The sequence below is a fragment of the Mucilaginibacter boryungensis genome (assembly GCF_015221995.1).
Taxonomy (GTDB): Bacteria; Bacteroidota; Bacteroidia; order Sphingobacteriales; family Sphingobacteriaceae; genus Mucilaginibacter; species Mucilaginibacter boryungensis.
In genome coordinates, this window is sequence record NZ_JADFFM010000001.1 from 65,106 (window position 1) to 78,670 (window position 13,565).

Below are 13,565 nucleotides of genomic sequence, written 5' to 3' on the forward strand. Positions count from 1 at the left end.
GAGGTTATTGCAACAACAACTTCAAGTTCACCCCAAAATTGGTAACTGAGGTATTAAACGTTTGCGAAGTATAAGGCTTGGTAATGTTGGAATCGTAGAACACGTTCATGTGGAAGCGTTCGCTTAGCACATAATCAACAGAGGGGCGCACGGTGATATTTTTTTGCCCTGATGAAATCTCTGCCGACTGGATATCTGCGCGATAGATCAGCGTTTTGTTGTCCCGCACATCTACGTCAAGCTTAAAGTTCATATCGTTATTCATTTTCAGGTTACTGAACAAGCCAAATGGGAACCTGAAGTGTCTGGTACGGTACCCCATGCCAACATGCAAAGCATTCTCATTTTGCTGTGCCAGCTGACTGTTTAGTAAGCTAAGGCTCAAAATACGGCTTTTACGATATTCCAAACTGGCCGATATGCTGTTCTTAAAACGCACATTCATACCTAACAGAGGCAAAAACTGCTCAAACAAAGTAACCTGGCTGTACTGGTAATCGGGCAAAAAGTCGTTATTCACATCGCGGTTAAACGAACCACCGTTCACCACCTGGTAGCGCAATAACGAGCTGAAGCTATTTACCGTATAGGTTGAACGATAACCGTGCGTAATATCAAACGAATCGAATATATCGCTGAACATGCTTACCCGGCTTAAGCCGCTGTAGCGGATATCCCAGTTAGGGATGGGTATTTTGGGGAATCCATTCAGGCTAACCGAATTAGGGTCCTTCCCTGTATAAGCCGCCAAAAATGCCGGCACCAGTACCGATTGCGAATTAGCCCCGTAACCATCGGCAAAGCCAGCTGTAACCACACCGGTAGAATTAGGATTGGTTTTACCCAACCGCTGCGAAACCACCTGTCGCGCATCCAGGAACTGCTGGAATACGCCCGATTTATTGTCTATCCCGTAAGGCTTGGCAAATGCAGTACCTATAGATAAAAAGCTGATACTATAGCTGCCTGATGTAATAGGGCTTAAATTTTGGAAGCCCGCGCCCGGCAAATATTTAAAATTGGTTTGATAATCCAACTCGCGCTGGCGCTTGGCTATCAGGTCAATCCGCAGGTCCTTAAATGGTTCGAGCGAGCTTTTTATATCAATAACCTCATTCAGGTTGGTAGTGTATAACTGGTTTTGCAGCGTATCGGCAGATAGCCACCCCGAAGCCAAAGCTTTCGGCCTGATATCGGCCTGGCTGCCCAATAAGAAGCCCAGCCCAGGTGCATTGTAATCCAGGTCCTGCCCAAACAGGTTCGATTTTGGCAGGTAGCCCGGTAAGGTTGTACCCTCGGTACGGGTATAAATAGGAGTGATGGTTTTAATAGTGGTCAATAAACCGATAAATAATTTACTTAACGCGCTTTTCCCGTTATCACTGTCGCTATTGGCATTGCGGATAAACCTGAATTTGTTATACAGCGTAACAAAGTTCAGGGTCGAATTGATCTGGATACTGCGCTGGTTATTGATCGTATTACCCACGTTATATGCCGGGTTATTTATAGCGAACTGCGGTTGCGACACCCAATAGAAGTTGGTAGTGTAGGTAGCAATGGTGTTTGTCCAATCCAGCCCGGGCAGTTTATTTATAGGCGTGTTATAATTAAAGTTGATAGTATGGTTGTAGTTCACCGTGCGGCCCAGTTTCTTCAGGTTGTTCCACAAGGTGTCCTGCTTAAGGCCGTTAATGCGCCCCGCAGGCTCATCTACCACCGATAGGTTTTGCGCGTCAATATTCATCTCCAGCGATTTGGTTAAGTGCCAGCCAATGCCATAAACGCGAGTAATGTTAAAGTTTTTATTAAACGATGTTGGTATCGGTATAAAGTTGTTCGGGTCGTTGTTACGGATGGTGTTTTCAGAATATAAACGGTCGAACGTGATCTGGAAGTTTAACCGGGATGGCAGCAGGCTATAGTTAATATCCCTGAATACAGCCAGCAAATTGCTTTTAATGGCCTTACTAAGCGGCGCGTAGTATTTAGGCTGATTGGTATAGTTATATGCCAGCGCTAAATGATACGTACGCTGTAATTCGCTTTGGGTGTTAAAATCGTGGTGCTGGTAATCGGTATAAGCATAGGTACCGTTAAAGTTTTCTATATCCCATACATGTATCGGTGCGCCATTACTTCGGTTTTTGTGTACGTTGGTAAAGTTAAGGCTTTTGCGGATGGTATAGTCCATTGCAGCATTCCTTATCGAATCGCGCTGGCGCTGACTGGTGGCATTGGCCAGGCTTTGCTTCAATTCCACATCGGGCGTACCCGGATCATACTGCGGCATGCTGGTTTGGGTAGATACGTTTACATACATAGGGATGTGGATACCCTTTTTATCAGGGAAGAACTTGCCCAGCTCCATACTGGTAGCCACATCATAACTTTGGTTATCACTACGGCTGCGTTCGCTCAGGCGCTGGTCTATCGACCCAAACCCAATGGTGCTTTTACTGCCTAGCACGGTAAAGTCGGCAAAGTCGGCCAGTTTTGCATTAAAACGGCCAATAGCTGCCCAGCCGCCCCGTTGGTCAAAATCGGTCAACCGCAATTCGTTGAACCATATAATGGCCGATTTATCCAACCCATCATCATTAATCGTAGCCGATGTTTTTAGCGGATTGCGCACACCCAGCATAATGGCCCGCAAACGGCTCAGGTCAGGCTGTCCTTTAATGGTAATCTTGTTCTTCCCATCGCTAATAGTAAAAGGCACTGTCAGCGGCCACGGGGCGCCATTAAATTTAGCTACGTTACGCGCCAGTTTAGCTTTGGTCAGCAGGTCAAGTTCAATATCCATTGCGTTGGCATCAGGCCAAATAGCTGCCGGGTCGTTAGTGTTAGGATGTGTTACCGTCAGCGGCACTTCATACTCATAATAATTGTCCTGGTAATCTACACCCAAGCGTATGAAGGCACTCAGGTCACCATCATGCAGTTGGTCGCCTTCGGCATGCACAAACATTTGCAGGTGTTTGTACGACCGCAGATCGTTAGTAAACGTTTTAAACGCCGCGCGTGAATAGCCATCGCGCAGTTTGGTAACTTTTAACGATAGCGACTGTTCGTTCAAACGGGTATCAGTACGCAGATTATTATAATCGCGCTGACGGTCGATACCCGGTGGCAGTACATAGGGGATAGGTGTACGGGTGCCGTTCTCTTCAATGTTTACCGTACCCACATCTAAAGTGGAGTTATCCAGCGGCGGGTTTGTTCCCAGCGATGGATCGGCAATTACTTTAGTGGTGCTGTTCTCCGCATTGTAGTTGCGCCATTCGCCGCGCACCAGTTGCATGGTGGCAAAACGCATTACCGCGGTATCGGCAAAGTTGGTAGTAAACATGCGGATAAAGCGGATGGATTTAAAATCCTGAATGTTACCGTATTTAGCCTGGTAATTGGTAATAGGTATCCTGAACTGGTACCAGTTTACGGATGAAGTGGTCCCGTTCGGTAATTTCACCTGTGCGGTCACCTTATCAGTAATAAAGTTTTGACCAACGATCAGGTCCTGCGGGCGGACAGAAACCTTATATTGGAAGTACTCGTCGGCCTGGCTCATGTTATTATCTCGGTTAATATCTTCCCCATCGGGTAAAGAGGTTGAAGCCGATGTGGCCAGGCCCAGTTCCGCCTGCGATTGTTCAGCCGTTTTTGAGTTACCTTCCAACCCATTATAACGGCTGTAACGTGCCAGTATGCCCAGGTTAGCCTGATCAAGCGCGGGGCCCTGGTAATAGCGGTAATCGTCCGATGCAGGGTCGGCATCCATAGCTGCGGCTGCCTGTGGGTTTAGCTGCGCTTTTATCTGCTGCAGCACCGATGCAAATTTAGCCCGTTCGTCGGCATCGTTCAGCCCATCCAAACCAACATCCTGCAATAGCCGCGATGCCGGGTTGCTATCGAAAGCATTAATAACGGGTTGCAATTTGGGTACGCGGCCCCAATTGGTTTCATCAACCTTGCTCAGGTCGCCATCAACAGGTAAGCCGTTCTCTAAACTTTTACGCCCATCGTATAAAATATCTTCGGATATATTACCCAGGTTAAAGTACAGGTCGCCGCCTTGCGATGCAGGTTTGTAAATAAATGGGTCCAGCATCCAAAACTCAATAAACTCTACGTTTAGCGATTCAAAATCGTTAGTTTCCAGTTTGCGGAAGATACCGCCCCAACGGGTTTTGGGGTTTTGCAGCGTACCATCATTATTAATACCAGTAGCTGTAAAATTGTAAGGGCCACGCACAGTTGGATAAAAGGCCAGATCGAAAGTAGGTAATATTAAAGCCTGGCCGGTTACCGATTGCTTGTAGGGGAACACTTCCTGCTCCAGCACCTGGCGCACATAGTGGTTGGATAACTCGGTACGCGAGTTGGCCAGCGCCGGGGCGTTTGATCCCGACAGGTTATAAAATATGGGATCGATATTATAGAAAGCCAGGCGCGCGCGGTTAAAGCCGTAGCTCAGATCATTAAAATTCTTAGCCTCGCTGAATAGTTGCGGTGTGCCGGATATTTGCCAGTTTACGGCACTTTTGATATCAATTACCGAGCGGCTGTTCTCAAAATCGTCCAGGTAGGAGGTTCCTTTTGTCGATCCCGCGAAATTAAGCGCACTGGGCGAGCCGGGGTTCAGTTTGGCAAACTCGCCGCTCATATTTACAGATGATGGGACTTTGGTACTAATGAAGGGTAATTTATCTACCATCCTTGTCAGGAAACGCGATTGGGCGCTGTAATTAGCATCAAACCCCCAGATGGTATTTGAGATAGATTCATCGCCTACGGTTTCTTTTTGAGTGATGGGTTGTTCGGTAAGGTGCATAATAGTTGCACCTAATGCCAGGTTTTTATTCAGCCGGTAATCAAAACGGCTACCGTATAATGATTTTTGCTGGACGCCGAACAATTCATTATTTTCTATTTTAACCGTAATGGGCTGGCCCGATTGAAGCAACGCCTGATTAATGATGCGGATACGACCCGAATTGTAATCCATTGAATAATCAACCCCTTCTTGCAAAGCCAGACTGCCCGCGTTAACCACTACCGAACCTTGCGGGATATTGGTGGCATTTAGCTGGTATTCAGAACCTGTTTGTGCCGAGTACGTTCCTTTAATAACATAACGGTTTAGGTTTGGAAACAGCTGCTGCGCTATGGTTTTGGTCGAATCGTACAGCGGTTGGTATACGTAGCGGTCTATCAGCGCCTGCTCGCCCGGGGCAAATTGTTTGGCCAGGTCTGATCCAAAAGGCTCTATTACCGGGAACATAATACGCCCGTTCTGTGCGTCGATAGTAATATGGTCCAGGAAATCGAAATAGCCGTCGGGCTGCTTGTCATTCTGCTGGTTCAGGTTATCAAGGCCCATCAGTTGTATCCACAACTTGCTTTTGGTGCGGGCGCCCTCATCCATAATATATTTCTCGATGCTCGACTTTTCATCAAGCCGGGATATCAGCAGCTTAAAATTATCCCGGTTCACCTGGTAAGCCCCTAACGAATAGATGTTTTTCATCATCAGTTTCCAGGTTGGCAGGCTGGTTTTCAGGGTTTCATTTTTCAGCAATTTGGTATACAGCACCTTAGGGTTGGCGGGATCGACCGGGATATCGTTAGAGAATTCCCCCACCTGGTATTCCACACCATTATAAGTGTACCGGTAGGCTACAGATAAAACCTCGTCATTATTCAGCGGGTAATTCAGAGAGATATAACCCAACTGCGGTTGCAGGGTGAATTCCTTATCGGTTAACTTACGGGCATAAGTTAGTTTAGCGTAGTTATCGGTACCGCCGGTGCTGGCAAAGTATTGTACAATATCGTTAGCGTTTGTTAAACGCGCATTTGCCGGTAAATTATTTAGCAACGTGTTTGACCGCTGGGTGAAGCCCGGGCCGGTAAACCCTGCCGGCAAACCCGAAAAACCCGGACCGCCCTGCACCAGTGTAGTGTTATAAGGCTTGTTTTCGCCTAAGTCGATAAGGCCTAATACATCGCGCGAATCGGTGGTGGTATTGCTGCGGTTAGTTGTCCAAACTTCAATTTTAGTGATGGTGATGTTAGAACTGATAATGGGGATATTGGCCATAGCCTTATTGTAGTTATCCCTGAAATACTGGGCCAAAAAGTAATGCCGGTTAGCCTCATAATCAACGGGAGTTAACCTGAATTCGTTGGTTTGTGCCTGGTTGCTGATGGTAATAGTTTTAGCCTGCGACCGCTGCTGAGAAAAAATGCTGGTAATATCCAGCTTACCAAATTTCAATTTGGTTTTTACCCCAAATAAGGCTTGGCTGCCGGTAATTAAACTGGTGGGCAAGGGCATGCTCACGGTACCGGCTTCTATTTTCTGAATGATCTCGTCGGCATGGCCGGTATAGTCCAGCTTAATCTGATTATCGAACTGGTATTGGGCATCGGTGTTATAGTTGGTGGCAATTCTCAGCTTATCGCCAATGTTGCCCACCACATTCATTTGTATCCGCTGGTCGAAATTAAAGTTGAACTGCTTACGCTGATTGGTATTGAAAAGCGGATTTTGGTTACTGTTAATCTGCCCCGCAAATATCATTTCGGCCGAGCCCTGCGGGCGGATATCAATAGTATTGCTGCCAAATATTTGTTCGAATGTATGGCTGCGTATTTGGATCTGCGGAATAAAGCCCGGCTGCTGCGATTGATAGGCGTAGTTATCAGACAATTGCTGGAAATAATTGCGCCGGTTAATGCTTTGCTGTAATTGCAGATATTGTTCAAAAGTTAAGTATTGGGGCGGGCGGTACATCAGGTTACCTACCTTTTGTATCAAAATATAAGTGTTGGTTGCCGCGTCATACTCAATGGTACGCACGAGGTTTGGCGGATCAGGGTCAAAATAGCCCTGCCGTGACATGAGGTTACGGGAGTTTGGCGTGGTTACCGGGACCTTGATACGGAGTGAATCTTTACCTCGCTGGAATTGGGCAAAAGAAGTTTTAACCCCGCCCATGGCCAGAATCAAACACACACATACACCTATCCTTACAGTAAAGTTTTTAACCAAGCGTATAGCCGAATAAAATGTAATTATAAACTCTTTAACGCAAATTTTATAAGCTGTTCAACGGTTAAATTCCCGCCATTCTTATTAATTTCTGAATCCAAAACCTTTTCGGCCGCATTACGGGCAAAGCCCAGCATTACCAATGCCGAAAGCGCCTCATCTTTAACCGTAACGTTTACAGGCACCATGGTTAGGGTATCCGGGCCATCCTTTTTCAGCTTATCCTGCAATTCCAAAATCATTCGTTGCGCCGATTTAGGCCCTATCCCCTTTATACGTTGTATTTGCGATACATTACCCCCCACAATTGCCGCCTGTATTTCCTGCGGTGTTATGGATGATAATATCATGCGCCCGGTGTTTGGCCCTATCCCCGATACCGATATCAGGTGCAGGAACAACCGGCGTTCGCCTTCCTCTATAAAACCATATAACGTATGCGCGTCCTCTTTAACGTGTAACCACGTAAATAATTTACATTTTTCCCCATCGCCCAATTTTGAATAGGTATTTAACGAGATATTGATATGATAGCCTACACCACCGGCATCAATTACCACATAAGCAGGGCTTTTAAAAACTAATTTACCGTCGATATAAGCGTACATATTTCTAATTAATAGCTGAGAGCGTAAGGCTAAAAGCTAATTATTTAATATTATTTAAAATTATTCATTTTATGCTTTAGCCTGTTGTTTTTAGCTATTTTCCCGCCTTTTTGTTTTTATTTCCGGCGACAGCTTCTTTGGCTTGCGCATCAACCACCGCAATGGTGATCATGTTGACGATCTCCCTTACCGAGCTACCCAATTGCAATACGTGCACCGGTTTGTTCAACCCCAATAAAATTGGACCTACTGCTTCAGCTCCGCCCAATTCCTGTAACAGTTTATACGCTATGTTACCCGATTCCAGGTTAGGGAATATCAGTGTATTGGCCGCTTTCCCGTTCAGTGTACTAAAGGGGTAATTGTCCATCAGCAAACTTGTGTTAATAGCAAAGTTGGCCTGCATTTCGCCATCAACTACCATATCCGGATAGTTTTTGTGCAGCATTTTTACGGCTTCGCGGGTTTTTTCGGGTATAGGCCCATCGTTCGAACCGAAGTTGGAATATGATAGCAAAGCCACCCTTGGGTTATTAATAAATTGTTTTACCGAACGCTCTATCAGCACGGTAATATCTACAAGGTCCTGCACACTTGGGTCAACATTTACGGTAGTATCACCAAAAAACACAGGACCTTTCTTGGTAATCATGATATACATACCGGCTACCTTGGCCACATTGGGCTGTGTGCCAATAATTTGCAATGCTGGCTTAACTGTAGTTACATAGTTTTTGGTAAGGCCCGATATCAGCGCATCGGCATGACCGAATTGTACCATGCTGGCGCCATAATAGTTACGGTCGCGCATTAGCTTTTTGGCCTCGTAAAGGGTAATACCCCTGCGCTGGCGTTTTTTAAATAAAAACTCGGCATATTCCTGGGCATTCTCTACGCAATCAGTCCTGATGTCAATGATCTTTACATCACCCAGATCCAGTTCATTTTCGCGTAGTATCTGCTTTATCTTTTCGGTATTGCCCAACAGTATTGGTGTGGCAATGCCTTCATCCTTAACAATTTGGGCAGCACGTAAAATCTTGTAATTATCAGCTTCGGCAAATACAACTCGTTTAGGGTTTTCTTTTGCTTTCAGCGATAGGTTACGCATCAGCCTGTCATCCTTGTTAACCCGCGAACGTAATTCCTCGGTATAGGCATCCCAGTCAGTAATTACCTTGCGTGCCACGCCCGAATCAACCGCGGCTTTAGCCACTGCCGTTGATACTTCTATCAACAACCGCTGATCCATCGGTTTTGGGATGATATAATCTTTACCAAACTTTAAATTACGTGCACCATAAGCTAAGTTAACCGCTTCAGGCACTGGCTTTTTGGCCAGTTCGGCAATGGCTTTGGTAGCGGCCAGTTTCATTTCTTCGTTAATAGCAGTCGCCCTTACATCAAGCGCGCCACGGAAAATGAACGGAAAGCCCAAAACGTTGTTTACCTGGTTAGGGAAGTCAGAACGGCCGGTAGCCATGATCATATCCGGCCGGGCCTCAACTGCTATATCGTAAGCAATTTCGGGGTTGGGATTAGCCATGGCAAAAACAATTGGATTTTTGGCCATACCTTTCAGCATATCTGGCGTAACCACGTTACCTGCAGAAAGGCCGATAAACACATCGGCGTTTTTTAGGGCATCTTTCAGGTCTTTAATATCTTTCCGATCGGTAGCAAACTGCATGCGCATATCGTCCAGATCGGTGCGGCTGGTGGTTAACAGGCCGTTGATATCAAACATCACCAGGTTCTCTTTTTTAACGCCAAGCGACAGGTATATTTTGGTACAGGAAACTGCCGCGGCACCCGCGCCATTTACTACCAATTTTATTTTATCCAGCTTCTTTTTTTGAATCTCGCAGGCGTTCATCAGCGCCGCGCCCGATATAATGGCTGTACCGTGCTGGTCATCGTGCATTACGGGGATATTCATCTCTGCTTTCAACCTGCGCTCGATCTCAAAACAGGTTGGTGCCGAAATATCTTCCAGGTTAATGCCGCCAAAAGTAGGTTCCAGCGCTTTTACAATGTTTACAAATTCGTCTACGTTCTGGGTATTCAACTCCAGGTCAAACACGTCTATATCGGCATAAATTTTAAACAGCAGGCCTTTGCCCTCCATTACGGGCTTACTGGCTTCGGGGCCAATATTACCTAAACCCAATACCGCAGTACCATTACTTATTACTGCTACCAGGTTACCTTTGGCTGTATATTTATATACATCATCAACATTATTAGCAATGGCTAAGCAGGGCTCGGCAACGCCGGGCGAATAAGCCATGGTTAGATCGCGCTGTGAATTAGTGGGTTTGGTGGGGACTACCTGTATTTTACCGGGACGCCCTTTTGAGTGATAATTCAGCGCATCCTGTTTACGATTGGTTTTATTCATCTTCTCGGATTCAAGTCCCAAAATTACAATTCTTTTTTATGTGAACCATGATTTACGGGATAAAGGATATTGCACCTTGCAGGTAATATATCGCAGCTACTTTTTCTTGCGTTTTTCTAACATATCGGCGATGCTTATTGCTGCACAATCTGTAATAATTTCAGCAACGGCTTGTGGCGGCATTTCATCTGCACTATTAAAGTTTATACAACCTTTCTGAAATTTGGCAGCAGGTAGTAGTTTTTCAAACTTTTGGTAAAATGGCGCATTCATATACATAGGCAGGCAGTGCAGCGACATATAGTTTTTGGTACCGGCAAGGCCGTATTTCATATAGCTGCGTTCTTCATAAAGAATCATTTCTTTCCCCATCATTGGTTTCACCACCGGGATAACAGTTTTATCGTTGGCCATAATAGTTTCGTGCAGGGCGGTCATCAGCGCTTGCCTATCTTCGGGTTGGGTTTTGATGAATTCGGTTGGGGTCATATCTATTGAATTGGAAATGTAATTTACAAGAATTTCCCAAAAAAGCCCGGCTTGTTATTCAAACCGGGCTTTCTGCTTTAAATGTTTTTAACGTTTTATACCTTATTTATCTTCAAAGTCATGCCGGGTTGCAGCTTGCTTTGCTTAAGACCGTTCAGCTCTTTTATTTCGTCCATGCTGGCTTCAAATTTGTCGGCTACGGTGCTTAGGGTATCGCCTTTGCGCACTTTATAAATTACATATTTTTTGGCGGTAGCTTTAGTTTCGGTTGCAGGTTCCTCGCTGCCGGTATTTTCGCTCAGGCGCAGGCGTTTGCCTACTACCGCTTTATTGCCGCGCAAATTGTTCCAATCCTTCAAGTCCTGTACTTCCACGCCAGCTATATCCGCAATATAGGCCAGGGTTTCGCCGCGTTTAACAATATGGTAGGCCGGCGTTTTAACCGGTTGGGTACGTTCTGTATTTGCAGCATAAACTACGGGTGGCTGTGTATATGTAACAGGAACATCGTTATTCAAGGCATCATACAATAAACTGAATTTATTGGCGCGCACCTGCGGTAATACTAACCTGCGCGGGGCGGTTGCCGAGGCTGTAATTACCCCGCGTTTATAAGATGGATTAAGCAAGGCAACCTCGCGATAGTCTACATCCAACAAGCGGGCCAAACCACTTAACGATATTGTTTTGTTAACAATTACTGTGTCGGTTTTAGGGTTAAAGCTGCAAGCTTGCGGCATAATTCCATGCTTGTTATAATAATTCATTACGTAGGATACCGCTATATAAGCTGGCACGTACCCACGTGTTTCCTGCGGTAAATACTGCCTTATCGCCCAAAAATCAGTCGCCCCGGCTTTATCAATAGCGCGCTCTACGCTGCTTTTACCGCAGTTGTAACTCGCAATAGCCAGTAACCAGTCGCCAAACTCCATGTAGGCATCTTTTAAATAGGCGGCAGCCGCATAGCTGGCTTTTATCGGGTCGCGGCGCTCATCAACATCATCGTTAATATTCAATCCATATGTTTTACCGGTAGCGGCCATAAATTGCCACGGACCAGCCGCACCTACGCGCGATGTAGCATTGGGGTTCAGTTCAGATTCCACTATTGACAGGAATTTAATTTCTTCAGGGATACCGGCTTCGCGGAAAGCTTTCTCATAAATAGGGAAGTAGTATTTACACAAGCCCAGCATGCGGCCAATATCGCTTTTGCGGTTGCCAGAGGTATAGATATCAATATAACTTTGTACGTATTCGTTATAATTTAGCGGCACCTCTTTCTGGATAGAATCCAGCCGGCGCTTAAAAACGTTTTGATAGGGGGTATAGGCAACAGGGTTTACCACCGGCGTAAACAATGTATCGCGCTTGGCGGTTACGATGTTAGAGTCGGCTTTGGGTTTGGTAATACCAGTTGCCTGGGAAAAGTGTGATAATGCAAGGCAGATTACGAACGTAAATAGTCTTTTCATTATTAGGGGGTTTATTAAAATATAAAGTAGGGGTGGACCAGAAAATACTAAATTATTGATTTTAAGTTAATTTCAAAAAATAATCCGAAAATTCCAGCAGTTCTTTTTCACCATACTGTTTAGCTAACAGTTGTAACCCTAACGGTAAACCTTTTATATTATTGCCTGCGGGCAGCGAAATAGCCGGTACACCTGCTAATGATGCCTGTACTGTAAAAATATCGTGCAGGTAACTTACCACCGGATCTTTCTCCTCCAAACCAATTTTAAAGGCCGGTTCAGGTGCGGTCGGCATCATCATAAAATCGTATTGTTCTAATATCTCGTTGGTTTTTTGTTGAATCAGGCGGCGCACCTTCTGGGCCTTGGCGTAATAAGCATCATAATACCCTGCGCTTAGCACAAAGGTACCCAGCATAATACGGCGCTTTACTTCCTTGCCAAACCCCTCGCTGCGCGATAGTTTGTAGGTACTAACCAGGTCGGTAGCATTTGCGCTGCGGTAGCCGTAATGCACCCCATCAAACCGGGCTAAGTTGCTTGATGCTTCGGCGGTGGCTAATATATAATAAGTGGGTACAAGGTATTCCAGATATTCAAACCCTACTGGTTCCACAGTATGGCCTTCAGCGCGCAATTTCTCAATATTCGTTGTCAGCATGGCTTTCACTTCGGCATCGGTGCCTTCGTTTTCCAACGCTTCTTTTAAATAAGCTATTTTCTTTTTACCCGATGCTGGTTTTACTTCGCCTTGCGGTTGATATGGTGTTTGAATAGCCGTGCTATCATAATTATCCGGGCCTGCCAAAACATCCAGCAGCAAAGCCGCATCGCTAACCGATTGAGTGATGGGCCCAGCCTGATCAAATGATGATGCATAAGCAATAATGCCGTGGCGAGATATCCGTCCGTAAGTTGGCTTTAAGCCGATAACCCCGCAAAATGCTGCCGGCTGGCGTACCGAACCGCCGGTATCTGTCCCGATAGCCGCGTGGCACAAGCCAGCTTGTACGGCCACTGCCGAACCACCCGACGAACCACCCGATACCCGGGTTTCATCGGCATAGTTTTTTACCGGGCCATAGTACGAGTTTTCGTTAGCGCCGCCCATGGCAAATTCATCGCAATTGCAACGGCCAATAATTACGGCATCTTCAGCCAGTAAGCGTTCTACTATGGTTGATGAATAGATGGAAGTAAACCCTTCCAGTATTTTGGATGAGGCCGATACTTTATGCCCCTTAAAACAAATATTATCTTTTATGGCGATAACCATACCCGCCAATTTACCCGCTGTACCAGCTTTTATGCGGGTATCAACTGCTTTTGCCTGTTCAATGGCATCAGCATCAAATACCTCGTTAAACGCGTTCAGGTGCGCGTATGCCTTTATCCGGTTTAAATAGCCTGCAACTAATGCCTCAACCGAAACTTCGCCTTTTTGCAAAGCGGATCTAATCTCGACTAAAGTGGTATAGTTTTTTGACATGGGCGCTAAAATAAAAAAACTTCTCCGTTGACAAAGTAATTTA

6 protein-coding genes are annotated in these 13,565 nt (G+C 45.7%); all 6 read right to left on the reverse strand.

The genetic code is table 11. The features are described 5' to 3' along the window. Positions 1-4: 4 nt before the first annotated feature. A complete protein-coding gene (sov, locus tag IRJ18_RS00250; protein WP_194106598.1) occupies positions 5-7,003 on the reverse strand; it encodes a T9SS outer membrane translocon Sov/SprA in 6,999 nt (2,332 codons plus the stop codon). A gap of 77 nt (positions 7,004-7,080) precedes the next feature. Continuing rightward, a complete protein-coding gene (gene ruvA / locus IRJ18_RS00255) occupies positions 7,081-7,665 on the reverse strand; it encodes a Holliday junction branch migration protein RuvA (protein WP_194104195.1) in 585 nt (194 codons plus the stop codon). Between the two features lie 94 nt (positions 7,666-7,759). Then, positions 7,760-10,066 carry an NADP-dependent malic enzyme gene (locus tag IRJ18_RS00260; protein WP_194104196.1) on the reverse strand — a complete coding sequence of 769 codons (2,307 nt, stop codon included), beginning with the start codon at positions 10,064-10,066 and terminating at the stop codon, positions 7,760-7,762. 96 nt (positions 10,067-10,162) lie between these two features. Then, positions 10,163-10,555 (reverse strand): DUF1801 domain-containing protein, encoded by a 393-nt coding sequence (locus tag IRJ18_RS00265; protein ID WP_194104198.1) that lies wholly within the window; start codon positions 10,553-10,555, stop codon positions 10,163-10,165. 95 nt (positions 10,556-10,650) lie between these two features. Beyond that, positions 10,651-12,033 (reverse strand): lytic transglycosylase domain-containing protein, encoded by a 1,383-nt coding sequence (locus tag IRJ18_RS00270; RefSeq protein WP_194104199.1) that lies wholly within the window; start codon positions 12,031-12,033, stop codon positions 10,651-10,653. A 61-nt stretch (positions 12,034-12,094) separates the two neighbouring features. After that, the gene (gene gatA / locus IRJ18_RS00275; RefSeq protein ID WP_194104200.1) at positions 12,095-13,522 is read right to left on the reverse strand and encodes an Asp-tRNA(Asn)/Glu-tRNA(Gln) amidotransferase subunit GatA; all 1,428 of its coding nucleotides are present in this window, start codon (positions 13,520-13,522) and stop codon (positions 12,095-12,097) included. Between the last annotated feature and the right edge of the window lie 43 nt (positions 13,523-13,565).